Raw genomic sequence first — 25,575 nt, forward strand, 5'->3', positions numbered from 1 at the left:
TCCTCAGTCGGTCTCGTACACGCCGGAGACCGTTGCGCTGACCGTGATCTCCGCGATCGTGACCTCCGCCGGGGCATCGCCGAACGCGCCGGCCGCGGCGAACCGAGCTTGTGCCGGGAAGGGCGTCGAAGGCGCATCTGAGACGCTGACGACGGTGCCGATCCGCCTGCCCAGTGCGGTCGCGTAGTCCTCGGCGATCATGCGCGCCTCGCCCACAGCGGCTGCGCGTGCGCGCCGCTCGTGCGCGCGACGGGACGCCTCGGTGAGCGTCCAGTCGACGTCGGTCGTGAGCCCGGCCTCGGCGAATTCGGTGACGAGCTCGCTCACGAGGGCGAGGTTCGACAGCTTGATGCGCACCCGGCTCGACGTCGTGTGCTCGATGACGACCTGCTGCTGGCTTCCCTGGGCGTACGTCTTGTGCGCCCAGGTGCTGACGGGATCCGCCGCGTGCCAGGTGGCGTCCCCGTTCGCCCGCAGCTGCTCGGCGCGCTGCACGGTCCAGTTGTGCACGCGCGTCGCGTCGGCGATGCTCGCCGACCGGTCGCGCGAGGTCGCTGTGACACGTGCGGTGATGGTTGCTCGCTCCGCTGGGAAGTGCTCCTCGCTGGTGCCCGTCGCGTGAATCGTCGTCATACCTCACGGTAACATCGCGAGAGCGGCTGATCGACCCGCGTTCGCGCGGGGCCGGATTCGCTGCGGCGCTGGGGGCGCGTCACACGCCCGTCGCGTCTATGGTGAAGTGAGCGCTCGCTCCGATCGGAAAGAATCCATGCCCCAGTCCTATGCCCGTGTCACCGCGCAACCGATCGACGAGGCGGCGGTGCGCGCCGCCGTCGAATCGCCGGAGTGCGGTGCACTCGTGCTCTTCCACGGCGTGATCCGCAACCACGACGGCGGAGCGCAGGTGCGCTCGCTCGACTACAGCGCGCACCCCGACGCCGAACGCCTGCTGGGCGAGCTGATGCGCGACGAAGCCGAACGCACCGGCCTGCGCCTCGCCGCGGCGCACCGCATCGGCTCGCTCGGGATCGGCGACGCCGCCCTGATCGCGGCGGCATCGGCTCCCCATCGCGGTGAGGCCTTCGCAGCGATCGAGCGCCTGGTCGATCGGATCAAGCACGAGGTGCCGATCTGGAAGCGGCAGCACTTCGCCGACGGCGCCTCGGAGTGGGTCGGACTGTAGCGGGTTCCGGGGCTCGCTGTTCCCGTCATCCTGCGTGCGCGGAATGCTGAGGCGGAACGCGCCAGCGTTCCGCGCATTCCACGGTGGCGCTACCGCGCCAGTGCGAGCCGCAGGATCTCCGCCGGTTGAGCGAGCGGAGCGAGTCGAAACCGAGTGCGCAGGGTTTCGACTCGGCTGCGGCTCGCTCAACCGGCGGGGTGCCTCAACCGCCGATGTAGGACATCTCGATGCGGGGTCCGGCATCCGCCTGCGCACCGCGGGCGCGCAGCTCGGAGTAGTGGTCGTCCCGCCCGCGCCACACCCCGGCGAGGGTCTCGGCGATCAGCGTATCGTCGGTGCCCTCCCGCAGCAGCGCGCGCAGATCCGTCCCCGAGGTCGCGAAGAGGCAGGTGTAGAGCTTGCCCTCGGCGGAGATCCTGGCGCGGGTGCAGGAGCCGCAGAAGGCCCCGGTGACGCTCGAGATCACGCCGATCTCACCCGATCCATCGCGATATCGCCAGCGCTTCGCGGTCTCCCCGGGATGCGAAGCGGGAAGCGGGTCCAGCGGGTGCGCCTCGTCGATGCGGCGGACGATCTCCGCCGAGGGCACCACGTCGTCGAGCGCCCAGCCGTTCGATGATCCCACGTCCATGTACTCGATGAACCGCAGCGTGCGCCCCGTGCCCTTGAAGTGCTCCGCCAGGATCAGGATCTCGTCGTCGTTGACCCCGCGCTTGATCACCGCGTTGACCTTGATCGGACCGAGGCCGGCCGCCTCGGCGGCGGCGATCCCGTCGAACACGCGGGACAGCGGAAAGCGAACGTCGTTGATCGCCTGGAAGCGTGACTCGATGAGCGAGTCGACCGAGACCGTCACCCGTTGCAGTCCGGCTCGACGGAGCGCCTCCGCCTTCACGGGAAGCGCCGAGCCGTTCGTCGTGAGTGCCAGGTCGAGCGGAGCGCCCTCCGGCGTCCGCAGTTCCGCGAGCTCCGCGATGAGCTCCTCGATGCCCTTCCGCAGCAGCGGCTCACCGCCCGTCAACCGGAGCTTGCGCACGCCGAGCCCGACGGCGATCCGCGCGACACGGACGATCTCGGGGAAGCTCAGCAGCTGGTCGTGCTCGAGGAACCGGTAGTCCCGGCCGAAGATCTCCTTCGGCATGCAGTAGACGCAGCGGAAGTTGCAACGATCGGTCACCGAGATCCGCAGATCCCGGAGCGGCCGATGCCGCGCGTCGAGGAGCCCGGTCGAGGGCAGGCGTCGAACAGGGGGACCCGATGCCGGATCTGACGACATCGCCGCATCACCTCGATCCTCGAACGCGCACTCCGTGCCCGAGTGCGATCCGCACCCGTATCCAGACCCTAACACCGCGCCCTGAGGAGGCCCGTTGTTCAGTCAGGATCCGTCGCCGGTCTCGGGATCGCGAAGCGTACGTCCTCCGCCGAGATCTCGAGGCGCACCCGCGACCCGGAGGAGAGCCAGGGCTCGAGCGCGCCGGAGAGGGGGAGTTCCGCCGCGAACCCGGCCCAGCCCGAGCACTCGACGCGGAAGCCGGCGGGGCTCGCCGAGACGGCTCGGATCGTGTCGCTCCACGAATTGATCGTGCGAGCCGCGTCGTCCGGCTCGGGCGCGCGGGGTTGATCCTCCGGAGCGATGCGCACCGCCGACGGTGCGAAGCTCGCGACCGCGCGCTCGCCCGCGGCCGGCAGCTCCCCGCTTCCGCGGAGCTCCGACAGCGGGGCGGTCGCGAGCCGCAGCGCCCCGTTCGGGGAAGCGACGCCCTCGACCAGCACTCTGCCGGTGAACTCGGCGGCGAATGGGCTGGCCGGGGCGCCGAGCACCTCGGCGACCGTTCCCGATTGGCCGATTCCGCCATGCTCGAGCACCAGCACGCGGTCGGCGAGCGCGATGAGATCGACCGGGTCGTGCGTCACCAGCACCACGGGGATCCCCAGCCGATGCTTCTCCGTCGCGACGAGCCCGCGGAGGTCGTCGCTGCTCACGACGTCGAGCGCGGCGAACGGCTCGTCGAGCAGCAGCGCCTCGGGTCCGGCGGCGAGTGCGCGGGCGATCGCGACGCGCTGCTGCTGACCGCCCGAGAGCTGGTGCTCGTGCGCGGATCCCCGTCCCGGCAGGCCGATGCGCTCCAGCCACTGCTCGGCCGCCGCGTCGGCGGAACGTCGACGTGTGCCCTGGGCGCGAGGCCCGAACGCGATGTTGGAGCGGGCGTCGAGGTGCGGGAAGAGCCGGGCGCGCTGATCCAGGTGCCCGATGCGACGATCGGCCCGGGGGATCCTGACCTCGGGCGAGCCGGGCTCGCGCGCGCACAGTACTCGTTCGCCGAGCGACACCCGCCCGGCGGCGATGCGGTGCGTTCCCGCGATCGATCCGACCAGCGTCGATTTTCCGGAGCCGTTCGCCCCGATCACTCCGAGCACCTCGCCCGGATCGACCCGCGCGGCCGCGTGCAGCGCGAAACGGCCGCGCTGCACGAGCACCTCGAACGAGAGCCCGCCGGTCACAGCTCTGCCCTCGACGGGCGCGAGCGCATGAAGAGCAGCGCGATGATCGCGACGAACACCAGGAGCAGCGAGAGCGTCAGCGCCGTGTCCTGGGTCACGCCGGCGCCGTTGAACGCGGTGTAGATGGCGAGCGGCATGGTGCGTGTGGTGCCGGCGGCGTTGCCCGCGAACAGGGCGGTCGCCCCGAACTCACCGAGCGCTCGGGTGAAGCAGAGGATCGCTCCGGCCGTCAGGCTGGGCGCGAGCAGCGGCAGCGTCACTCGCCGCAGCACCGTCCACGGCTTCGCTCCGAGGCTCTCCGCAGCGCGTTCGTAACCGCTGTCGATGCTGCGCAGCGCCCCCTCGACCGCGATCACCAGGAAGGGGAGCGCGACGAAGGTCTGCGCGATGATCACGGCCGCGGTGGTGAACGGGATCCGCACCCCGATGCTCTCGAGGGCCTCGCCGGCCACCCCGCCCCTGCCGAGCAGCGAGAGCAGCGCCAGCCCGCCGACGAGCGGCGGCAGCACGAGCGGGAGTGTGGTGAGCGCGCGGAGCACTGTCGCGAGCGTGCCCTCTGCGCGGGCGATCACCAGCGCGAGTGGGAGCCCGAGCACGATGCACAGCGCCGTGGCGATCGTCGCGGTGACGAGCGAGAGGCCGAGCGCGCTGAGGGCCTCCGGAGAGACGATGGTGGCGGGCACCAGGGCCCAGTCGACCCGGATGAACAGCGCTGCGAGCGGCAGCAGGAGCACCGCGGCCGCCAGCCCGGCCGGTATGAGCACCGCCGGAGGCAGCACCGTGCGGTCGTCGGCCGAGCGGGCCGAGCGGCTGCTGCTCGAGCGTTCGGAGCCGTCGCCGATTGAGCGAGCGGAGCGAGTCGAAATCAAGACCCCATCACCCCATCACTTCGAATCCCGATCCCGCGCCCGATCCAGAGCCCGCCCGTTGCGCCGAGCGACTCACGCCGCTCGGAACCCGAGCTCCTCGAAGAGGCGCTGTGCTTCCTCAGAGCCCATGAACTCGACGAACGCCGCGGCGGCCTCGGGTGACGCGGACCCGACGACGGGAGCGATCACGTAGCTTCCGGCCACGTCCTCGGATCCCGCGATGGGGATGCCCTCGACCTCGCCCTCGGAGCGCAGCACGTCGGAGTGGTACACGAGGCCGGCGTCGGCCTCGCCGCCGCGCACCTTGGTGAGCACCGCGGTCACGTTCTGCTCCTCGCTCGCGGGCGTGAGGGGCACGCCGTCGCGGTCGAGCAGGGTCTTCGAGGCGGTGCCGCACGGGACCTCGGCGGCGCAGACCACGACCACCGGGTCAGCGCCGTCCGCCGCGGGCCTCGCGAGATCCGCCAGGGTCTCGATGCCGAGCGGATTGCCCGGCGCGACGGCGATCACCAGCTCGCTCGTGGCGAAGACGACCGGCTCTCCGTCGGCGAGGTCGCCGTCGACGATCTTCTGCATGTTCGCCTCGTCGGCCGAGGCGAACACGTCGGCGCCCGCTCCGCCCATGATCTGGGTCGCGAGCACCGATGAGCCGTCGAAGGTGAGGGTGAACGCCACGCCCGGATGCTGTTCGGTGAAGGCCTCGGCCAGTTGCTCGAACGCGGGCTGCAGCGACGCGGCGGCGTAGACCGAGAGCTCGCCCTGCAGCTCGTCGATCGCCGGGGCTTCACTCTCGACCGGGATCTGTGCCGCCTGCGGGGAGCAGCCGAGCAGGAGGAGCGTTGCCGCTCCCAAGATCGCCGTCGCGGCGAAGCGACCGTGTCGTGAACGTACAGGCATGATTCCTACCTCTTCTCGGTCTCGATGATGACGGTGGTCGCCTTGACGATCGCGGTGGCCCGGGAGCCCACCTTGAGGTCGAGCTCTCTGAGCGCCTCGGCCGTCATTAGGGAGACCACACGATTGGGGCCGCACTGCAGCTCGACCTGAGCGACCAGGCCCGAGCTCTCGACCGCGGTGACGATGCCGGTGAAGCGGTTCCGCGCGCTGCGGCGCACAGAGGAATCCTCGTGCGCCGCCGGGGCGATCGCGAGGGCTCTTGCGGCGAGGGATCGCCCCGATACCACCTGGCGGCCGGAGGCGTCGACGGAGGATTTCAGGTTCCCATCCGCAGCCCATCTGCGGATGGTGTCATCGCTCACTCCGATCAGAGCGGCGGCCTCGCTGATCCGGAAATGCGTCATGATACGCAGTCTAGATCCGCATCTGCGGAGATGGAACCGGGCGAGCGTTGACTTCACAAGAAAACAGGCGTACCGTCCGAATGAGAGACCGACCCGTGCGTCAGGGAAGGGGTTGGTACAGCACCAGGGGGATGACCCCTCAGGCGTCCTCCGAACCTCTTCAACGCAATGGAGCGAGGGTGGAAGACCATGGGTCATGTCGGTTTGCTGTACGTCGGAGCCGTTCTGTTCGTGAACGGGCTCATGCTGCTCGGCCTCATACCGGGCAAGGCCGCCGCGGCGATGAATCTGTTCGTGGGCGGAATGCAGGTGGTCTTCCCCACGCTGATCATCCTGCAGTCGGGAGGAGATCCCGCGGCGGTACTGGGCGCCTCTGGCCTCTACCTCTTCGGATTCACGTATCTCTATGTGGCGTGGAATCAACTCACTGGCGCCACCGGTGAGGGCCTCGGATGGTTCTCCCTCTTCGTCGCCGCCTGCGCCGTCGTCTACGGCACTCTGCAGTTCACGATGTTCAGCGACCCCGTCTTCGGGATGATCTGGTTCTCGTGGGCGGTGCTCTGGTTCCTGTTCTTCCTCGTGCTGGCGCGCGGCAAGGAGGCACTCACGCGACGCACCGGGTGGTTCACGCTGCTCCTCGGCATCTTCACGGGCGCGATCCCCGCGATGCTGCTGCTGACCGGAGGGTATGTCACAGGACCCGTGGAGGGGATCGTCGCCGCGATCATCGGCGTCGTGCTCTTCGGGATCGCCTGGGTGCTGGGTCGGCCCGTCGCGGTGTCGCGACCGCAGGAGGAGGCCGTCGAGGTCTGAGCACGAGATCCGATCCCCACCCGTCCCGCAGAGAAAGGTCGACCGCATTGCCCAGTTACTCGTTCCAGTGCTCGGAGGGGTGCCGCTTCGATGCCCTGTACCCGATGTCCGAGGTTCCGAGGGAGACGAGCTGCCGAGTGTGCGGCGGATCGGCCAAGCGCGCGATCACGGCTCCCCACCTCTCGGTGGCGGGAGGATCGGCCTACAGGCTCATCGACGATGCGGCTCGCAGCGCGCACGAGCCGGCCGTCGTGGACCGATTACCCGCCCGCGGACCGGGCAGATCCCAGCCCGTCACCACCAATCCGCTGCACGCCAAGCTGCCGAGGTCCTGAACCGCCGAGACCAACGAATACGGGTCGGCGAAGGTGCCGATCCTGAGGAAACAAGGAGAGGTAACGATGCCAGAACACATATTCAAACTCGACTCGTCGAAGAGATTCACCGACCAGGAGAAACTCGGGCACAACCGCTGGCACCCGGAGATCCCGCCGGTCGCGACGGTCAAGCCGGGCGACAGCTTCCGCGTCGACTGCCGCGAGTGGTTCGACGGGGCGATCGTCAACGACGACTCGGCGCAGGATATCCTCGATGCTCCGCTGCTGACCGTGCACACGCTCAGCGGACCCTTCCGTGTCGAGGGGGCGAAGCCGGGCGACCTGCTGGTCGTCGACATCCTGGATGTCGGCCCGATCCCGCAGGAGGACTCCGGACCGCTCGCGGGGCAGGGCTGGGGATACACCGGCATTTTCTCCACGAACAACGGAGGCGGGTTCCTCACGGAGCAGTTCCCCGACGCCTACAAGGCGATCTGGGACTTCTCCGGACAGACGGCCACTTCCCGGCACGTGCCCGGCGTCTCGTTCACCGGGATCATCCACCCGGGGCTCATGGGAACCGCACCCTCAGCGGAGCTGCTCGCGAAGTGGAACGCGCGTGAGGGCGCGCTGATCGCGACCGATCCCGACCGGGTGCCGCCGCTCGCGCTGCCGCCCGAGGCGGAGCACGCGGTTCTCGGCGGCGTGCCGAGGGACGAGTGGGGGCGCGTGGGATCGGAGGCCGCACGCACCGCACCGCCGCGCGAGAACGGAGGCAACCAGGACATCAAGAACTTCACGAAGGGAACGCGAGTCTTCTACCCGGTGTTCGTCGACGGGGCCAACCTGTCGATGGGCGACCTGCACTTCTCGCAGGGCGACGGCGAGATCACCTTCTGCGGAGCGATCGAGATGGGCGGGTTCATCGACCTGCGCGTCGACATCATCCGCGGGGGCATGGAGACCTACGGCGTGAGTGAGAACGCCATCTTCGTGCCGGGCAACGTCGACCCGCAGTACAGCCACTGGCTGGCGTTCTCGGGCACCTCGGTGACGCTCGACGGCGAGCAGAAGTATCTCGATTCGCACCTGTCCTACCAGCGGGCGTGTCTGCACGCCATCGACTACCTGACCAAGTTCGGATACAGCCCGGAGCAGGCGTACCTGCTGCTCGGCGCCGCTCCGATCGAGGGCAGGCTCTCGGGTGTGGTCGACATTCCCAACTCGTGTTCGACGGTGTACATACCGGTGGAGATCTTCGACTTCGACCCGCGGCCCTCCTCCGCCGGGCCGTTCCAGATCGACCCGGGGATCGGAGCCCCCACTGCGGCGAACAAGTAGGAGCCGTGCGACGGTCGAGCCCGGGGCATCCGCCCCGGGCTCCGCTGTGTTCGCTGCCTCACCGTCATCCTGCTCGAATCGTAGATCTGGGCGATTGAGGCGCGTCAAGAGGGACCTTGGTTTCGACTTGCTTCGCTCGCTCAACCGGCGGGGCGTGCTCCGATCACACCACGGCGGGGCGGCCGACGCCGGCCGGTGCGTGCGACGGCTCGAGCCGGATGACGATGGCCTTCGACACCGGGGTGTTGCTCTCGAGGGCGGTGCTGTCGAGCGGCACGAGCACGTTGGCCTCCGGGAAGTAGGCGGCCGCGCAGCCGCGCGCGGTCGGGAACGCGACGGCCCGGAAACCGCGGAGCACCCGGTCGGGCTCGTCCTTCCACTCGCTGAAGATGTCGACGCTCTGGCCGTCCTCGAGCCCGAGTTCGGCGAGATCGTCCGGGTGGACGAAGATCACGTAGCGGCCCTTCTTGATGCCGCGGTAGCGATCGTTCAGGCTGTAGATGGTCGTGTTGAACTGGTCGTGCGAGCGCACCGTCTGCAGCAGCAGTCGTCCCGGCGGGCAATCGACGTGCTCGAGCTCGTTGACCGTGATGCGGGCCTTGCCGGTGTCGGTGTTGAAGGTCCGCGAGTCGCGCGGGCCGTTCGGCAGCACGAAACCGTCCCGGGTGCGCGTCTTCTCGTTGTAGCTCTCGCAGCCCGGGACGACCCGGGAGATGTGATCCCGGATCACGTCGTAGTCGCGGATCATCGAGAGCCAGTCGATGCCGTGACGGTCCCCGAAGACGGCATGGCCGAGGCCGGCGACGATCGCGGTCTCCGATCGCACCTGATCCGAGATCGGGGGGATCTGGCCGTGCGAGGCGTGCACCGCGCAGACCGAGTCCTCCACCGTGACGTACTGCGGACCCGAGACCTGCATGTCGATCTCGGTGCGGCCGAGCACGGGCAGGATCAGCGCCTCCTCGCCGGTGATGACGTGGGAGCGGTTAAGCTTCGTCGACATCTGCACGCTGAGGCGGGTCTTGCGCATCGCCGACTCCGCGAGGTTGGTGTCGGAGATCGCGCCGAGCAGGTTGCCGCCGAGCCCCATCCACACCTTGATCTTCCCCTGATCCAGGGCGCGGATCCCGTGCACCGCGTCGACGCCGTGATCCCGCGGCGGTTCGAACCCGAATTCCTCGCCGAGCGCGTCGAGGAAGGAGTCGGGCATCTGCTCCCAGACGCCCATGGTGCGGTCTCCCTGCACGTTGCTGTGCCCGCGGATCGGGGAGGCGCCCGCCCCGGGCTTGCCGATGTTGCCGCGCAGCAGCAGCAGGTTGATGATCTCCCGGATGGTGTCGACGCCCTTGCGGTGCTGCGTGATGCCCATCGCCCAGCAGATGATGACCCGATCCGAATTCAGATAGCGCGCCGCCAGCTCGTCGATCTCCGAAACGGGCACGCCGGTCGCGCGCGCCACCTCCTGCTCGTCGAGGCGGTCGATGTGCTCCTGGAAGGCCTCGAAGCCGTCGCAGTGGCGATCGAGGAAGTCGTGGTCGAGCACCGTGCCGGGGTTCGCGCGCTCGGCGTCGAGCACACGCTTCGAGACGGCCTGCAGCAGCGCCATGTCGCCGCCGGAGCGGATCTTGATGAATTGATCGGCGATCTGCGTCGCCTTGCCGAGGTAGCCGCGGATCCGCTGCGGATCCTTGTACCCGATCAGCCCCGCTTCGGGCAACGGGTTGATCGCGACGATCCTCGCGCCGTTCTCCTTCGCCTCCTGCAGTGCGGTGAGCATGCGGGGGTGGTTGGTGCCGGGGTTCTGGCCCATGATGATGATCAGGTCGGATTCGCCGAAATCCTTGTAGGCGATTGTCGACTTGCCGATCCCGACGGTGTGGCTCATGGCGGTGCCGGTCGACTCGTGGCACATGTTCGAGCAGTCGGGGAGGTTGTTGGTGCCGAGCACGCGCGCGAAGAGCTGGTAGATGAACGCCGCCTCGTTGGAAGCGCGGCCGCTCGTGTAGAAGGCGGCCTCGTTCGGGTCGTCGAGGGCGTGCAAGTGGTCGGCGATCAGCTTGAACGCGGCGTCCCACCCGATCGGCTCGTAGTGATCCGACCCCTTGGCCTTGTAGACGGGCTCGATCAGGCGGCCCTGCATGCCGAGCCAGTACTCGGTCTTGTCCTCCAGGGAGCTGATCGGATGCTCCCGCCAGAACGAGCGCTCCACCTTCAGCGGCGTCGCCTCCCAGGTCACCGCCTTGCCGCCGTTCTCGCAGAACTCCGCGATCTTGCGATGGTCGGGATCCGGCCACGCGCAGCTCATGCAGTCAAAGCCGTCCTTGTGGTTGATCTTCGTCATGAGCTTTGCGGTGCGGGCGAGGCCCATGTGCGTGAGGGCGGGTTCCATCGAGTGGAAGACGCCGCCGAGACCGGCGGCGTACGTCTTCGGCGCCGACACCTCGATGTCGGCGTCCGAGAAATCGTCTTCCGGGGCCCTGGGAGTCATGAGCGATCTGCCTTCTGGAGGTGGGGCGCGCGATCTTCGGCGCGCGGGGGAGCGGGAGGGTCGGGGTCCCGGATCGCGGCTTCGTCCGTCACACGATCCGGCCGACTGTAGAGCACCATCGAGGGGCCGCGCAGAAAACCGGCCAGGGTGAGCCCGGCATCGGCCGCGAGTTCCACGGCGAGCGACGAGGGCGCCGAGACGGCGGCGAGCATCGGGATGCCGGCCATGAGGGCCTTCTGGGTCAGCTCGAAGCTCGCGCGGCCCGAGACCATGAGCACGCATCCCCTGCCGGGGAGCCGGTCGTGCCGCAGCGCCCAGCCGATCACCTTGTCGACGGCGTTGTGGCGTCCGACATCCTCGCGCAGCACGAGCATCTCGCCGGTGCGTCCGTCGAAGAGGGCTGCCGCGTGCAGGCCGCCGGTGCGCTCGAACACCGCCTGTTGGGCGCGCAGCGCATCGGGGAAGCCGGTGAGCATCGTCGCGTCGATGACGAGCGGATCGTCGTCGACGGCGTAGCGCGTCGCCGTGTGCACGGCCTCGATGCTCGCCTTGCCGCAGAGCCCGCACGCGCTCGTCGTGGTGAAGTTGCGCTGGAGGCTCGGATCAGGCGGCGGCACGCCGGGCCCGAGCGTCACGTCGAGCACGTTGTAGGTGTTGGGCTCGCCGTCGCTCGAGCAGTGGATCGCCGCCATGAAGTCGCCGCTGCGATGGATCACGCCCTCGGAGACGAGGAACCCGGCTGCGAGATCGATGTCGTTTCCCGGGGTGCGCATCGTCACGGCGAGCGAGCGGCCGAAGACCCGGATCTCGAGCGGTTCCTCGACCGCGAGGAAATCCGCTCGCTCGATTCGGGATCCGCCTGCGGTGAGGCGGGTCACCCTGCGACGAGCGGCGATACGGGACACACTCCTTGGATAGCATTGAATGGCGGCCGGGGCAAGGCCGGCATCGGCCGGACTCACAGGCTCAGGCGCGACGAAGGGGCGGCCCGGATGCGGATCACGGTGGAGGAGCATCTCGCGTGGATCCTCGCGGCCATCGAACCGCTGCCCGAGCGCGAGGTTCCCGTGCGCGACGCGTACGGTCTGACCTTGGCCGAGACGGTGCGCGCCCGCTACGCGCTGCCGCTCTGGCACAACTCGGCCATGGACGGCTACGCGCTGCGTTCAGCCGACGTCGCCGCGGCCTCCGACGCGACGCCCGTCGAGCTGCGGGTGATCGGGGAGGTGGCCGCGGGCAGCGCCGCCGACCCGGCGATCGCTCCGGGCTCTGCGGTGCGGATCATGACGGGCGCGCCGGTGCCGAGCGACGCCGACACCGTGGTGCCCGTGGAATCCACACGCGGAGAGCGCCCTGAGAATCCGTGGGCGGACCGCACCGTGCGGGTCTTGGTGCCGGCGCCAGCCGGGGCGAACATCCGGCGCCGCGGTGAAGACGTCGCGGAGGGGGGCGTCATCGCCCGGACGGGGCAATCGCTCGGGGCGGCGAGGCTCGCCGCGCTCGCCGCAGCCGGTGCCGATCGGGTGGTGGTGCGGGAGCGGCCGCGCGTCGCGGTGCTCGCGACGGGATCGGAGCTGCGCGGCGCCGGTGAGGAATTGGAGAGGGGGCAGATCCCCGAGTCGAACTCGTTGCTCATCGCGGGTCTGCTGCGCGAGCTGGGGATCGAACCCGTCGAAGTGCGGCGCAGCGCCGACGATGCGGCGAGCCTCGCGCAGCAGCTGCGGGATCTCGGATCCCACTGCGACGTCATCGTGACGACCGGCGGGGTGGGGCCGGGGCGGCACGACGTCGTGCGGATCGCGCTCGAGGCGGAGCCCGGGGTACGGGCCGTGCGCGTCGCGGTGCGGCCGGGTCAGCCGCAGTGCGCGGGCCGGCTCTCGAGCGGTGCGTTCGTCTTCGCCCTGCCGGGAAACCCGGTGAGCGCCGCCGTCAGTTTCGAGCTCTTCGTGCGCCCGGCGCTGCTCGCGGTTCAGGGGCGCAGCGAGGTGCACCGGCTCCGCCTGCCGGCTCGTGCCGCGGCACCCTGGCGCGGAGCTGTCGGACGCTTGCAGGTGCTGCCCGTGGTGGTGACCGAGGATGCCGCGGGGCTGCTCTGCGCCCCCGCGGTCGACCCGAGCGGCGTCTCCCACGCCGTCGGCGGCCACGGCGGCGCGAACGGCTACGCGCTTGTCGCGGCCGATCGTGGCGACGTGGCCGCGGGGGAGACCGTGTCCGTGATCCTGGTGGCGTCGTGATGATCTCGGGGCTCGACGCCGTGGTGCTCGCCGGAGGGCGCGGCAGCCGGCTGGGCGGAGCGGACAAGGCCGTGATCGCGCTGCGCGGCGAGCGGCTGGTGGATCGCGCCGTAGCGTCCGCGAGAGTGTCCGGGGCCGGGCGCATCGTGGTGGTCGGGCCCGAGCACACCGGATCGGAGGGGGCCCTGGTCGTGCGAGAGGAGCCGCCGTTCGCCGGCCCGCTGGCCGCGCTCGCCGCAGCGCTCCCGCACCTGCGCGCCGACTGGCTGCTGCTGCTCTCCTGCGATCTGGTGCACCCCGACGCCGTGTGCGCGCTGCTGCTCGAACAGCTGAGCCGATTCGAGAACGAGAACGAGAGCCTCGACGGCGTCGTGCTGCAGGACGAGGACGGCCGGGATCAGTGGTTGGCGGGGGCCTATCGGGTCGCGGCGCTGCGCGGGGGCCTGCGGGCGACCGGGGACGATCTCGAGAACGCACCGCTGCGGGCGCTGCTCGGCGGGCTGCGGTTGCAGCGGATCGACGCGCCGCGCGGGACGACCACCGACATCGACGAACCGGCCGACCTCGAACGCGCGGTCGGGGCGGCGGCCGCCCCGCCGGTTGAGCGGAGCGCGGAGCGCGGAGTCGAAACCCGGCCGGCCGATGCCCTTCAGCCCCCAGAACGAACGAAGGAGACCCCCATGAGCACTCCGAAGCACCTGCCCCCCGAAGCGCTGGATCAGTGGCTGGCCGCGGCGGCAGCCGAGCTCGGCCTCGATCCCGAGGCGGTGTCGATCGCCACCGTGCTCGATGTGGCGCGCGACGTGGCGCACGACGTCGCCCGTCCCGCGGCACCGCTGTCGACCTTCCTGCTCGGCCTGGCGGTCGGGCGCTCGGGAGACCCGGAGGCGCTGCAGGCGCTGGCGGCGCGGATCACCGCCCGGGCGGCCGAGTGGAAGACCGCCGCGGGCGGAGACTCCGCCGGTTGAGCGAGGTCATCCTGTGCGAGTTTGCGGGTCGTATGACTCTCTCGTCATCCTGCGCGAGGAACGAGTCGCAGGATCCACACGCCTGGATCCTGCGACTCGCTCCGCTCGCGCAGGATGACGGGGTGGGGCTGCCCAGGACGACGGGGTGGGGCTGCGCAGGATGACGGGGTGAGGCCCTAGTTGCCGAGCACCTTCTGGTAGGCCTGCGAATAGCGGTTGTCCTCCTGCGCCGTCAGCGACCGCATATCGAAGATGCGCTTCGACATCTCGGCGTCCGGGAAGATGAGCGGGTTCTCCGCCAGCTCGGGGGTGTCGCTGTTCGCCATGGCCTCCTGCGCTCCGGCGACCGGGGTCACGTACTGCACGTACGCGGCCACCTGTGCGGCGACCTCGGGCTCGTAGTAGTAGTCGATGAGCTCGTGCACCTGCTCGAAGGACTTCGTCGCGAGGGGCATCGAGAAGGAGTCGATGAAGACGGAGGCTCCCGAGTCGGGCACCACGAACTCCCAGATCTCCTCACCGGCCTCCTCGTTGAGGATCGCGATGTCGCCCGACCACGCCATGCCGGCCCAGACGGTCTCCTGCTCGAGATCCTGCGTGTAGGAGTTGCCCTTCACCGTGGCGACCTGGCCGTTGTTGATCTGCTCCCTGACGACGTCGAGGGCCGCCTCGAACTCGTCGTCGCCCCAGTCGCCCTCGATATCGACGCCCTGCTCGAGCATGACGAGGGCGAGGGTGTCGTCCTGCTCCGTCAGCAGGTTGACCTTGCCCTTGAGATCGGGCGACCACAGGTCGGAGACCTCGCGCACCCCCTTCGGATAGAGCTGCGTGTTGTAGACCAGGCCGGTCATGCCCGCCTGGTACGGGATCGTCCACGTGCGGTCGGGATCGAAGGAGGCGTGCTGCACCATGTCGATCATCTGCGCATCGACGTTGGGCAGCAGACCGCGATCGAACTCCCGCAGCTGCTCCTGCTCGAGCAGGCGCACGATCGTGGTGTCGGACGGCACGAAGACGTCGTAGCCGGTGTCCTGCTCCAGCTTGAGCTGATCCTTGATCTTGGCGACGAAGGTCTTGTTGTCGTCGATGTCCTCGAAGTACTCGACGCGGATGTTCGTCTGCTCCATGAAGTCGTTCAGCGACGGCCAGTCCCCGGTCTCCTCGTCGTAGTCGAGGTAGTAGGTCCAGTTCGCCCAGCGCACGGTTCCGCCGGAGCCGTCACCCGGCCCGCTGGGACCGGCGCACGCCGCGAGGGAGCCGGCGCCCAGCAGCGCGGCTCCGAACGAGGCTCCCCGCAGCAGCTGACGGCGGTTCATCTGCGCGGCACGGGCTCGGCGTACGAGTTCCTGGACGATGGGGTCGGTCGACTGACGGGGCATGTCTCCTCCTTTGGAAACGGTTCCGCTCGGGCGGCGTGACTCTGCGTCTATCCTCACACAGTCGGCTCCCGATGTAAACGTGAGTGTCAATAACGTTTACATCGGAGGATCACGCCTCCTCGATCACGCCCCCAGCACGACCGAGCGAAGCTCTTCGACGATCGCGGGCGCACCCGCGAAGACGAACGGAGTTCCCGGCCGCGTCGTGTCGTCGCGTCCGATGATCGCGGCGCCCGCCTCCTCGGCGATGAGCGCGCCGGCCGCGTAGTCCCACGGCTGCAGGCCCAGCTCGTAGTAGGCGTCGAGGCGGCCCGTCGCGAGGTTGCAGAGATCGAGGGCCGCGGATCCGATGCGGCGGATGTCCCGTGCGAGCGGCAGCAGGCGGGACACCATCTCGGCCTGCTCGCTGCGACGCTCCGCCGTGTACCCGAAGCCGGTGCCGACCAGCGCGGTGGCGAGATCGGACTTGCCCGACCCTGCGATGGGGGAGCCGTTCAGGCGCGCGCCGCCGCCCTCCCACGCGTCGAAGAGCTCGCCCGTGCGTGGGTTGAACACCGCGCCGGCGATGGATCGTCGCCCGTCGGCGTATGCCGTCTCGTCGCGCACGGTGGCGGCGATGCTCACCGCGAACGCGGGGATGTCGTACAGGTAGTTCACCGTTCCGTCGATGGGGTCGATGACCCAGGTGACGGCGCTCGTGCCGTCGATCCCGGTACCCTCCTCGCCGAGGATGCCGTCGTCGGGGCGGGCGGCGCGCAGCTCCGAGACGATCAGACGCTCCGCCTCGCGATCCGCCTCGGTGACGACATCGACCGCGCTCGACTTGCTCGCGGCGACCGACACCCCGCGATCCCGCAGCGTCACGATCAGTTCACCGGCCTGCACGGCGATGTCCGCGGCGATGCGGACGAGGGACTCGGGAGCGATGTCGAGCGGATGCGTCATGGTCCGAGCCTAACGGGAAGAAGGGCGGGGCCCGCTTGCGCGAGCCCCGCCCGGGGATGGATGATTCCCGATCAGCGGACGGACACGCCGGCCGTCGTGGGATCGATCGCGTAGGCCTCCTCGCCGTGCGCGAAGGCGTCGATGCCCTCCTCCTCGACCGTCTGGGGTACGCGGAGCCCCGTGACCGCCTTCACGCCGAGCGCGATGATGAGCGAGACCGTGAAGGAGTACACCATCACCGCGACCACCGAGATCGTCTGCACCAGCAGCAGGCCCGCGTCGCCGCCGGTGAAGAGACCGTCGTCGAAGGCGAAGAAGCCGAGGTAGAGCGAGCCGATCACACCGGCGACCAGGTGCAGACCCACGACGTCGAGCGAGTCGTCGTAGCCCAGGCGGTACTTCCAGTCGATGGCGAAGGCGCAGGCGATGCCCGCGATGAGGCCGAGCAGCAGCGCCCACAGCGGCGAGAGGTTGGCCGCCGAGGGGGTGATCGCCACGAGGCCGCCTACCGCGCCGGAGGCCGCGCCGATGACACCGGGCTTCTTGCCGCGCAACACGTCGACGAGGATCCACCCGACGATGCCGGCTGCCGGTGCGCCGAGGGTGTTCACCAGGATGAGGCCGGCCTCGCCGGTCTCGGTCGCGAGGCCCGAGTTGAAGCCGATCCAGCCGAACCACAGCAGCGCGGCGCCGATCGTGACGAGCGGAACGCTGTGCGGCTTGTGCGATCCGGGGGCGAAGCCGATGCGCTTGCCGGCCACGAGTGCGAGGGCCAGGGCCGCGGCGCCCGCGTTGATGTGGATCACCGTGCCGCCCGCGAGGTCGATCACCTCGGCGGTGCCGAGGGTCGCGCCGAGGTTCTGGATCCAGCCGCCGCCCCAGACCCATGCCGCCACGGGGAAGTACACGACCGTGGCCCAGACGCCCGCGAAGAGCACCCACGACCCGAGGCCCACGCGGTCTGCGATCGCGCCCGAGATGAGCGCGGTCGTGATCATCGCAAAGACGGCTCCGAAGCCGACGCCGATGAAGTCGGCCGGGGCCGTGTTGAACAGGCCGAAGTCCTTGAAGGGGCTGCCGGCGAAGCCGCTCTCTCCATCGGCGAAGTAGTTCATGCTGTACCCGAAGAGGATCCACAGCACCCCGACGACGCCCATCGCGCTGACGCTGAAGAGCATCATGTTGACCACCGAGCGCACGCGCACGAGGCCTCCGTAGAAGAGGGCCAGGCCCGGGGTCATGATGAGTACGAGTGCGGTGCTCGCGAGTGTCCACACATCCTGCGGAGTGAGTTCCATGTCTTGCCGCCTTTCTCTCGGGTCGGCCGAGATCGCTGTCGTGTGACCAGTGTGCGCCGAGGGTGTTTCACCGTCGTCTCGTCCGGGTTTCCCGAGCGTCACATGTGTGTCACGGTCGTGTTTCGGCGAGGCTGTGGGCGCGCGGGCGGGATCGCCCGAGAGGTGCTAAGATGTACAGGTTGCCGTTAGAACGGCCGCGGAGAAAGAGAGCCCCAGCATCCCGCTGACGGCGCCGCGCAGCAAGAGAGAGGGGATCCCTATGGCACTGGAAGCAGAGGTCAAGAAGGCGATCATCGATGAGTACGCGACCAAGCCCGGCGACACCGGTTCCCCCGAGGTGCAGGTTGCCATGCTCACCCAGCGGATCAAGGATCTGACCGAGCACCTCAAGACCCACAAGCACGATCACCACTCGCGCCGCGGTCTGCTGCTGCTCGTCGGTCAGCGTCGTCGTCTCCTGGGCTACCTCCAGGACGTCGACATCACCCGCTACCGCTCGCTCATCGAGCGTCTGGGCCTGCGCCGCTAGTCGATGCAGGATCCGGTGATCGCCGGATAACCGCTGCGAAGCGCCCCGCCTCCTTCGTGGAGACGGGGCGCTTCTGCGTTGCCGGGAACACCCGCGATCCGATCGGAGTGGGGAGCTCACCGACTCGAAGGATCAATCGCCCGTGAGGAGCTCTCGCGAGCGTGCGCTCACCTCGCGAGCGACCTGCTCCCGCGAGACCGTCGCCTCGCCGTCCCCCGGCTGCGCTCCGTACCATCCGAAGGCGGCGTGATTCGCGCCGTCGATCACGAGCATCCTGGCGGTCGCCGGCAGCAGGCCCGAGGCGGTGTCGATGTCCGCCGGGGTGGACAGCCCGTCGTTCGTTCCGGAGATGCTGAGCACGTCCGCGCCGCTATCGCTGAGGTCGGTCGCGCAGTAGCTCGCGAGCAGGATCAGCGCGACGTCGGGGCGCCCCGACGCCTCCTGGCAGGCGCGCACGCCTCCGAGCGAGTGCCCGCCGATCGCCCAGCGGGTGACATCGGGAGCGTAGGCCGCGAAGTCCTCCATGCGGCGCGCCTCGAGGATCGCGAAGCGCAAGGGCAGGTCCGGGATCACGACCGTGGTCCCCGCGGCCGCCAGGTCTCGGAAGGTGGGTGCGTAGGCGATCGCGTCGACCTTCGCTCCCGGCAGGAAGGCCAGCCCGGTGCCGTCGGCGCCCTCGGCCGGTGTCATGACCCAGGCGCCGTCCTCGTGGACGACGCTGATCGCGGGATCGGCTTCGAGCGCGGCGATCGCCGTCGGATCCGCGTCCATCTTCCCGATGCCGGCCCAGACGATGAAGGCGCCGATCGAGATGACGAGGATCGCGCCGATCGAAGCGGCGACCCAGAAGATCACGCGGCGCAGTCGAGAGCGACGGGGAGCAGACACGGATCCAGGATAGCGCCGGTGCGGGTGCGCCGCCCGGGAACGCGGAACGGCCCCCTCGCCGGAGCGAGAGGGCCGTTCGGGATCCCGCGACGCGGAGATCAGTGCGCTCAGATCTTCGAGGACGCGTCCTTGAGCACGCTGCGGAGGATGCCGCCGATCTCGGCGAACTCAGCCGGACCGATGGTCAGCGGGGGAGCGAGCTGGATGACGGGGTCTCCGCGGTCGTCGGCGCGGCAGTAGAGACCGGCCTCCCACAGCGCGGGGGAAAGGTAGTCGCGCAGGAGTCGATCCGACTCCTCCTCGTTGAAGGTCTCCTTGGTCGCCTTGTCCTTGACCAGCTCGATGCCGAAGAAGTAGCCCTCGCCGCGCACGTCGCCGACGATGTCGATGTCGAGCAGCTTCTCGAGCTCGGCGCGGAACAGCGGGCTGTTCTCGCGCACGCGACCGTTGAGGTCCTCCTCTTCGAAGATGTCGAAGTTGGCGAGCGCCGCCGCCGCCGCCGCCGGGTGGCCGGCGAAGGTGAAGCCGTGGTAGAAGGTGTTGTCGACCGAGTTGAAGGGCTCCGACACCTTATCCGAGACGATCATCGCACCGAGGGGCACGTAGCCCGAGGTGATGCCCTTGGCCGAGGTGATGATGTCGGGCTCGTAGCCGAGCGCCTTCGACGCGAAGAAGTCGCCGATGCGGCCGTAGGCGCAGATGACCTCGTCCGAGACGAGCAGCACATCGTACTGGTCGCAGATCTCGCGTACGCGCTTGAAGTAGCCGGGGGGCGGCGGGAAGCAGCCGCCCGAGTTCTGCACGGGCTCGAGGAACACGGCTGCAACGGTGTCGGGACCCTCGAAGAGGATCGCCTCCTCGATGCGGTTCGCGGCCCACTGGCCGAAGGCCTCGAGGTCGTCGCTCGGCGCGCCCATCTCCTCAGCGCGGTAGAAGTTCGTGTTGGGCACGCGGTGGCCGCCCGGGGTCAGCGGCTCGTAGAACTTCTTCATGTCGGGGATACCGGTGATCGCCAGCGCGCCCTGCGGGGTGCCGTGGTAGGCGACCGAGCGCGAGATGACCTTGTGCTTCATCGGCTTGCCCTGGATCTTCCAGAAGTGCTTGGCCAGCTTGAAGGCCGACTCGACGGCCTCGCCGCCACCGGTCGTGAAGAAGACCTTGTTCATCTGGCCCGGCGCGTAGGACGAGAGGCGCTCCGACAGCTCGATCGCAGCCGGGTGGCCGTACGACCAGATCGGCATGAAGTCGAGCTGCTTCATCTGCTTGGCCGCCGCCTCGACGATGCGATCGCGGCCGTGGCCGGCGTTCACGACGAACAGGCCCGCGAGGCCGTCGATGTACTGCTTGCCCGCGGCGTCGTAGATGTGGTGGCCCTCGGCGCGCGTGATGACGGGGATGCCGTCGTCGAGCACCTTGCGGTTGGTGAAGTGCGGCCACATGTGACGCTTGGCCGAGGCCTGGAGCGCGGCGGTGTCTACCGCGGCAGTGGGATCAAAAGACATGGTTATCGTGTTCCCCAGTCATATTTCTGTTTGGTGAGTTGGAGGTAGACGAAGGTCTCGGTCGAGGCGACACCGTCGATTCCGCGGATCTTTTCGTTCAGCAGTTCGATGAGCCCGTCGTCGTCCTCGCAGACGACCTCCACAAGGATGTCGAAGGAGCCCGCGCTGAGCACGACGTAGCTGATCTCCGGCATTTCTGCGAGGCGATCGGCGACAACCCTGGTGTCGCCGGAAACGCGGATGCCGAGCATTGCTTGTCGGCTGAAGCCGAGTCGCATCGGGTCGGTCACGGCAACGATCTGCATGACCCCGGCATCCGTGAGCTTTTGCACGCGCTGGCGCACGGCGGCCTCGCTGAGGCCGACCGCCTTGCCGATCTCCGCGTACGAACGGCGGCCATCGCGCTGGAGTTGCTCGATGATCGCTTTCGACGTGGCGTCGAGCGCCGGTGTTGTGCGTTTGCTGCTCACGCCACTGATTCTTGCAGTGAAACTCCGAAAAAGCAAAGGAATCCGAAGATAGCAGGATGCAATCCGGTCAATATCCACGTTATCCGAGCAGGTCGAGGCATCTGTGGCGCCCCGCCCACGGTTCCCGTTGCAAGGGGCGCGAAAAAGAACGCAAAGCGTAGGGGGTTGTCGAGAGGGGCCACAGTTTCCGTCGCGCCGAGCGCAAAAAAATAACTGTTTCGTGAAGAATTCGTATCATCGGGGGTGTGCTGTTGGCGTCGGTTCCTACTCTGTGCCATATTCGAGGCACAGACTCCGGCGATGTTGCCGTACGTGCGCATGTCGGTTACCGGACCAGTGAGAACTGAAGGAGATATCTCATGGCACGTCAGCCCGAAGATCCGATCGTCCGCAATATCGTCGACATGATTCGCGGCGCTCAGTTCAACCGCCGGCAGCTGCTCCGCGGTGCGGCAGTGGGCGCGGCAGGCGCGGGCACGCTCGGTCTCGCATCGTGCGCCGGTGGCGGCAGCGGCGGTGGCGGAGGCGGCGGAACCGGTGTCGTCTGGGGGAACTGGACCTACTACCTCGACTTCGACGAGTCGACCGGCGGCTACCCCACCCTCGATGCGTTCATGGATGAGGTCGGCTACAAAGTCGACTACCTCGAGGACATCGACGACAACAACACCTTCTACGGCAAGATCAAGGACCAGCTACAGCTGGGTCAGCACACCGGCTACGACGTGATCACCTTCACCGACTGGATGAACGCGAGGATCATCGAGGCCGAGCAGGTGCAGGAGTACGACTACGCGAACCTGCCGAACGTCACGGCGAATCTCGTCGACGCCCAGTGGGACGCGCTCGACGTGGATCCCGGCCGCAAGTTCTCCGTCCCGTGGCAGCTGCCCGCCTCCGGCTGGGTGTGGAACACGGAGGCGGTGCCGCAGGGCATCAAGACTCTCGACGACTTCATGCGCCCCGAGCTGAAGGGCAAGGTCGTGGTGCTGAGCGAGATGCGCGACACCATGGGCATGATCCTCGCGGGCCTCGGACACGATCCGGGCGGGGACTGGGGCGACAAGGAGTTCGACGAGGCTCTGGCGTGGCTCGACGACGGTCTGCAGAGCGGTCAGATCGGCAACGTCAAGGGCAACAGCTACACGCAGGATCTGATCACCGGCGACGCGCTCGCGGCGATGGCGTGGACGGGTGACGTGATCGCGCTCAACTACGAGAACGGCGATCAGTGGACCCTCGAGATCCCGGAGTCGGGAGGCATGATCGCCGCGGACTCCTTCACCGTTCCGAACGGCACCTCGGCCGAGGCGAAGGCGAAGGTCGAGGAGATGATCAACTACTACTACGACCCGGCCGTGATGGCGCAGGTCGCCGACTACGTCACCTTCATCCCGCCGGTGAAGGGCACGCAGGAGGCGATGCAGGAAGTGAACCCGGAGAACGTCGACAACCCGCTGATCTTCCCGAGCGAAGCGGATTGGGCGCATCTGCATCCGTTCCGCACGCTCACCGCCGAGGAGGACAACCGCTACTCCACCGCATTCCAGAACGCGCTGGGGCTGTAGATCATGGCAGATAACTCCTTCGCCTCCTCGGGTGCGGACCTCGAGCTGGTCGGCATCGAAAAGCGCTTCCCCGGATTCACCGCGGTCGAGAACCTCGACCTCACCATTCCCGCAGGATCGTTCTTCGCTCTGCTGGGACCGTCGGGCTGCGGCAAGACGACGACGCTGCGATTGGTGGCGGGACTCGAAGACCCCACCCAGGGCAAGATCCTCATCGGCGGCAAGGACGTGAGCGGACTCAAGCCGCACAAGCGTCCGGTCAATACCGTGTTCCAGTCGTACGCGCTCTTCCCGCACATGACGATCCTCGAGAACGTGGCGTTCGGCCTGCGCCGCCGCAAGATCGACGACCCGGTGGGCAAGGCGCACGAGGCGCTGCGCCTGGTCGAGCTCGATCACATGGCCGACCGCAAGCCGGCTCAGCTCTCGGGCGGTCAGCAGCAGCGCGTCGCTCTGGCCCGCGCCGTGGTGAACCGCCCGGCGCTGCTGCTGCTCGACGAGCCGCTCGGCGCACTCGATCTCAAGCTGCGCCGTCAGATGCAGCAGGAGCTGAAGCAGATCCAGCAGGAGGTGGGCCTCACCTTCCTCCACGTCACGCACGATCAGGAGGAGGCCATGACGATGGCCGACACGGTCGCCGTGATGAACAAGGGCCGCATCGAGCAGATGGGTGCCCCTGAAGAGCTGTACGAACTGCCGCGCACGGTGTTCGTGGCCAACTTCCTCGGGCAGTCGAACCTGTTCCAGGTCGATGTCGCGGGCGGCACCGATCAGGTGCTGCACACCGACCTGAACGGCACGCGCGTCTCGGTGCCGCGTGCGCGCAGCGTGCGCGACAGCGGCGCGATCACGATCGGCGTTCGCCCCGAGAAGCTGACCCTCTCGAAGACCGCCCCGGAGGCGGACGCCGTGACGAACGCGATCGGGCCCGGCCGGGTCGTCGACGTCTCGTTCATCGGCGTGAGCACGCAGTACACCGTCGAGGTACCGGGCTCGGGCGCCGTCGAGGTGTTCGCCCAGAACCTGCAGGCCGGTCCCACGGCCGCCCTCGGCGACGAGGTCTGGCTGAGCTGGCATATCGAGCACACCTTCGGGCTCGCGGACGACCGACTCGAGACGGGGGCGCTCACCGCCGACTTCTCGACCAGGGCGATCGCGACCCAGGCGGCTCACGCCGAGTAGGGGACGATCATGGCATTCACCGCCTTCTCCGCTACCGCGAAAGTCGTCGAGCAGGCGCCCCGCAAGAAGGGCTGGATCGTCCTGCTCCTGCTGGCGCCGGGCATCGCGTACATGCTGCTGTTCTTCGTGGCGCCGTTCATCCAGCTGGCGATCACCTCGCTGCAGGCACCCGCCGAGACCGGCGGCATCGGGCAGTACGTCGCCGCGATGCAGTTCTCGAATTACTGGACGGCCATGCAGGAGTACTGGCCGCACCTGCTGCGATCCTTCATCTACGCCCTGAGCGCGACGATCATCGGCCTCATCATCAGCTATCCGCTGGCCTACCTCATCGGGGTGAAGGTGCGGTCGAAGCCGATGCTGCAGGGGATCCTGCTGATCCTCGTCGTGGCGCCGTTCTTCATCAGCTTCCTGCTGCGCACGCTGGCCTGGAAGTCGATCCTGCCGAGCGAGTTGATCGGCACGCACTTCTCGGTGATCTTCGGTCTGGTGTACAACTTCATCCCGTTCATGGTGCTGCCCATGTTCTCGTCGCTGCAGGCGCTCGATCTGCGGCTGATCGAGGCGGGATCCGACCTGTACGCCTCTCCCGTGACCACGTTCCGCAAGATCACGCTCCCGCTGTCGATCCCCGGCATCGTGTCGGGTACGCTGCTCAGCTTCATCCCGATGTCGGGCGACTACGTGAACGCGTCGAGAGAGTTCCTGGGTGGCACATCGACGACCATGATCGGTAACGTCATCGAGTCGAACTTCCTGCAGACGCAGAACTATCCGATGGCGGCGACTCTGTCGATCATCCTCATGGTGATCATCCTGGTGATCGTCGCGACCTATGTGCGCAAGAGCGGTGCGGAGGATCTGCTGTGAAGAATTTCAGCCTCGGAAAGGCGTTCGTCCCCGTCGTCGGAACGATCGCTCTCATCTACCTGCTGCTGCCGATCGCGCACGTCATCCTGTTCTCGTTCAACGACTCCGGCCGCAACAACATCATCTGGCGCGGTTTCACGCTCGACAACTGGCAGAACCCGTGCGGCGCTCCGCAGGTGTGCACCGCCTTCGGCAACAGCATCCTGGTCGGGGTGATCGCCACGGTCATCGCGACGACGCTCGGCACGATGATCGCGATCGCTCTGGTGCGTTACCGCTTCAAGGGTCGCTCGACGGTCAGCCTGCTGCTGTTCACGCCCATGGCCACGCCTGAGGTCGTGCTCGGTGCGGGCCTCGCCGCGCAGTTCCTGCTCGCGGGCGTCGAGAAGGGCATCGGCACCATCATCCTCGCGCACACGATGTTCTGCATCTCGTACGTGGTGGTCGCGGTCAAGGCGCGCGTGGCGAGCCTGAACCCCGCGATCGAGGAGGCGGGGCGGGATCTCTACGCGTCGCCCGGACAGGTGTTCTGGCGGATCACGTTCCCGATGCTGCTGCCCGGCATCATCGGGGCCGCGCTGCTGAGCTTCGCGCTGTCGTTCGATGACTTCATCATCACGAACTTCAACTCGGGCACCGCGACGACGTTCCCCAAGTTCATCTACATCTCGGCGCTCAAGGGAGTTCCGGCGCAGGCGAACGTGCTGGCGTCGATCGTGTTCATCGGAGCGCTGCTGCTCGTGATCATCGTGCAGATGATCAACATCAACAAGCGGAAGCGGCTGGCGCGGGCGTGACCAGAGCGAAAAGCATCGCTTTTCGCCCGCGTTGCGGCCACCGCCGCAGGGCGTGACCGAAGTGCGACCTCCGTCGGTTGAGCGAGCGAAGCGAGTCGAAACCTACGAGCCGAGAGCTCGGTTTCGAC

25 protein-coding genes are annotated in these 25,575 nt (G+C 68.3%); 11 read left to right on the forward strand and 14 right to left on the reverse strand.

The window, feature by feature from the left end; genetic code table 11:
• Positions 1-3: 3 nt before the first annotated feature.
• Positions 4-633: an SIMPL domain-containing protein gene (locus tag AMS65_RS02290; protein WP_053382536.1), complete on the reverse strand. Its 630-nt coding sequence runs from the start codon at positions 631-633 to the stop codon at positions 4-6.
• 136 nt (positions 634-769) lie between these two features.
• Between AMS65_RS02290 and AMS65_RS02295 the strand changes: the two genes are divergently transcribed.
• Positions 770-1,183, forward strand: a complete 414-nt coding sequence (locus AMS65_RS02295; protein ID WP_053382537.1) for a molybdenum cofactor biosynthesis protein MoaE — start codon at positions 770-772, stop codon at positions 1,181-1,183.
• 202 nt (positions 1,184-1,385) lie between these two features.
• On the opposite strand, the gene moaA is transcribed toward AMS65_RS02295, so the two are convergent.
• The 5 genes from moaA to AMS65_RS02320 all read right to left on the reverse strand — a co-directional run bounded on the left by moaA (position 1,386) and on the right by AMS65_RS02320 (position 5,858).
• Positions 1,386-2,459 (reverse strand): GTP 3',8-cyclase MoaA, encoded by a 1,074-nt coding sequence (gene moaA, locus AMS65_RS02300; protein ID WP_053382538.1) that lies wholly within the window; start codon positions 2,457-2,459, stop codon positions 1,386-1,388.
• A gap of 98 nt (positions 2,460-2,557) precedes the next feature.
• Positions 2,558-3,688 carry a sulfate/molybdate ABC transporter ATP-binding protein gene (locus AMS65_RS02305; protein WP_053382539.1) on the reverse strand — a complete coding sequence of 377 codons (1,131 nt, stop codon included), beginning with the start codon at positions 3,686-3,688 and terminating at the stop codon, positions 2,558-2,560.
• A complete protein-coding gene (locus tag AMS65_RS02310; protein WP_394324714.1) occupies positions 3,685-4,467 on the reverse strand; it encodes an ABC transporter permease in 783 nt (260 codons plus the stop codon). The genes AMS65_RS02305 and AMS65_RS02310 overlap by 4 nt, the downstream gene beginning before the upstream one ends.
• Before the next feature lie 162 nt (positions 4,468-4,629).
• Complete coding sequence (modA, locus tag AMS65_RS02315; RefSeq protein ID WP_053382540.1) at positions 4,630-5,454, reverse strand: molybdate ABC transporter substrate-binding protein; 825 nt, start codon at positions 5,452-5,454, stop codon at positions 4,630-4,632.
• 5 nt (positions 5,455-5,459) lie between these two features.
• Complete coding sequence (locus AMS65_RS02320; RefSeq protein WP_053382541.1) at positions 5,460-5,858, reverse strand: TOBE domain-containing protein; 399 nt, start codon at positions 5,856-5,858, stop codon at positions 5,460-5,462.
• Between the two features lie 189 nt (positions 5,859-6,047).
• Here AMS65_RS02320 and AMS65_RS02325 point away from each other — a divergent pair, with 189 nt between their 5' ends.
• The 3 genes from AMS65_RS02325 (at position 6,048) to fmdA (ending at position 8,329) form a co-directional block, all read left to right on the forward strand.
• A complete protein-coding gene (locus AMS65_RS02325) occupies positions 6,048-6,671 on the forward strand; it encodes an AmiS/UreI family transporter (protein ID WP_053382542.1) in 624 nt (207 codons plus the stop codon).
• 47 nt (positions 6,672-6,718) lie between these two features.
• Positions 6,719-7,006: an FmdB family zinc ribbon protein gene (locus tag AMS65_RS02330; protein WP_053382543.1), complete on the forward strand. Its 288-nt coding sequence runs from the start codon at positions 6,719-6,721 to the stop codon at positions 7,004-7,006.
• A gap of 66 nt (positions 7,007-7,072) precedes the next feature.
• A complete protein-coding gene (gene fmdA / locus AMS65_RS02335) occupies positions 7,073-8,329 on the forward strand; it encodes a formamidase (protein WP_053382544.1) in 1,257 nt (418 codons plus the stop codon).
• A 163-nt stretch (positions 8,330-8,492) separates the two neighbouring features.
• Here the strand turns inward: fmdA and AMS65_RS02340 are convergent, their stop codons facing one another.
• On the reverse strand, positions 8,493-10,817 hold the full coding sequence (locus tag AMS65_RS02340) for an FdhF/YdeP family oxidoreductase (protein WP_053382545.1): 2,325 nt from the start codon (positions 10,815-10,817) through the stop codon (positions 8,493-8,495).
• Positions 10,814-11,722, reverse strand: coding sequence for a formate dehydrogenase accessory sulfurtransferase FdhD (gene fdhD, locus AMS65_RS02345; protein ID WP_053382546.1), 909 nt, complete (start codon positions 11,720-11,722; stop codon positions 10,814-10,816). The genes AMS65_RS02340 and fdhD overlap by 4 nt, the downstream gene beginning before the upstream one ends.
• 87 nt (positions 11,723-11,809) lie before the next feature.
• Between fdhD and AMS65_RS02350 the strand changes: the two genes are divergently transcribed.
• Together AMS65_RS02350 and AMS65_RS02355 are read left to right on the forward strand one after the other, a co-directional pair.
• Positions 11,810-13,051 (forward strand): molybdopterin molybdotransferase MoeA, encoded by a 1,242-nt coding sequence (locus AMS65_RS02350; protein WP_053382547.1) that lies wholly within the window; start codon positions 11,810-11,812, stop codon positions 13,049-13,051.
• Positions 13,051-14,019, forward strand: coding sequence for an NTP transferase domain-containing protein (locus AMS65_RS02355; RefSeq protein ID WP_053382548.1), 969 nt, complete (start codon positions 13,051-13,053; stop codon positions 14,017-14,019). The genes AMS65_RS02350 and AMS65_RS02355 overlap by 1 nt, the downstream gene beginning before the upstream one ends.
• A 176-nt stretch (positions 14,020-14,195) precedes the next feature.
• Here AMS65_RS02355 and AMS65_RS02360 read toward each other — a convergent pair whose 3' ends face one another.
• From AMS65_RS02360 to AMS65_RS02370, 3 genes are all read right to left on the reverse strand, one after another.
• A complete protein-coding gene (locus AMS65_RS02360; protein WP_053382549.1) occupies positions 14,196-15,398 on the reverse strand; it encodes an ABC transporter substrate-binding protein in 1,203 nt (400 codons plus the stop codon).
• A gap of 123 nt (positions 15,399-15,521) precedes the next feature.
• Complete coding sequence (locus AMS65_RS02365) at positions 15,522-16,343, reverse strand: inositol monophosphatase family protein (RefSeq protein ID WP_053382550.1); 822 nt, start codon at positions 16,341-16,343, stop codon at positions 15,522-15,524.
• Between the two features lie 71 nt (positions 16,344-16,414).
• Positions 16,415-17,641, reverse strand: coding sequence for an ammonium transporter (locus AMS65_RS02370; RefSeq protein ID WP_053382551.1), 1,227 nt, complete (start codon positions 17,639-17,641; stop codon positions 16,415-16,417).
• A 259-nt stretch (positions 17,642-17,900) separates the two neighbouring features.
• On the opposite strand from AMS65_RS02370, the gene rpsO reads away from it, so the two are divergent.
• Complete coding sequence (gene rpsO / locus AMS65_RS02375) at positions 17,901-18,170, forward strand: 30S ribosomal protein S15 (protein ID WP_053382552.1); 270 nt, start codon at positions 17,901-17,903, stop codon at positions 18,168-18,170.
• 132 nt (positions 18,171-18,302) lie between these two features.
• Here rpsO and AMS65_RS02380 read toward each other — a convergent pair whose 3' ends face one another.
• The 3 genes from AMS65_RS02380 to AMS65_RS02390 form a co-directional block, all read right to left on the reverse strand.
• A complete protein-coding gene (locus AMS65_RS02380) occupies positions 18,303-19,058 on the reverse strand; it encodes an alpha/beta hydrolase (RefSeq protein ID WP_053382553.1) in 756 nt (251 codons plus the stop codon).
• 107 nt (positions 19,059-19,165) lie between these two features.
• Complete coding sequence (locus tag AMS65_RS02385) at positions 19,166-20,560, reverse strand: aspartate aminotransferase family protein (protein WP_053382554.1); 1,395 nt, start codon at positions 20,558-20,560, stop codon at positions 19,166-19,168.
• A gap of 2 nt (positions 20,561-20,562) precedes the next feature.
• Complete coding sequence (locus tag AMS65_RS02390; RefSeq protein WP_053382555.1) at positions 20,563-21,030, reverse strand: Lrp/AsnC family transcriptional regulator; 468 nt, start codon at positions 21,028-21,030, stop codon at positions 20,563-20,565.
• Between the two features lie 359 nt (positions 21,031-21,389).
• Between AMS65_RS02390 and AMS65_RS02395 the strand changes: the two genes are divergently transcribed.
• Genes AMS65_RS02395 through AMS65_RS02410 form a run of 4 tightly spaced genes read left to right on the forward strand, consistent with a single transcriptional unit; the run spans position 21,390 to position 25,447 of the window.
• Entirely contained in the window at positions 21,390-22,598 is a 1,209-nt protein-coding gene (locus AMS65_RS02395; RefSeq protein ID WP_053382556.1) for an ABC transporter substrate-binding protein, read from the forward strand.
• Positions 22,599-22,601: 3 nt separating this feature from the next.
• A complete protein-coding gene (locus tag AMS65_RS02400) occupies positions 22,602-23,780 on the forward strand; it encodes an ABC transporter ATP-binding protein (protein WP_053382557.1) in 1,179 nt (392 codons plus the stop codon).
• Between the two features lie 9 nt (positions 23,781-23,789).
• The gene (locus tag AMS65_RS02405) at positions 23,790-24,650 is read left to right on the forward strand and encodes an ABC transporter permease (RefSeq protein WP_053382558.1); all 861 of its coding nucleotides are present in this window, start codon (positions 23,790-23,792) and stop codon (positions 24,648-24,650) included.
• Entirely contained in the window at positions 24,647-25,447 is an 801-nt protein-coding gene (locus AMS65_RS02410) for an ABC transporter permease (RefSeq protein WP_053382559.1), read from the forward strand. Before AMS65_RS02405 ends, AMS65_RS02410 begins: the two co-directional genes overlap by 4 nt.
• Positions 25,448-25,575 lie beyond the last annotated feature (128 nt).

It is taken from the genome of Leucobacter celer subsp. astrifaciens, from assembly GCF_001273835.1.
GTDB classification, from domain to species: domain Bacteria; phylum Actinomycetota; class Actinomycetes; order Actinomycetales; family Microbacteriaceae; genus Leucobacter; species Leucobacter celer.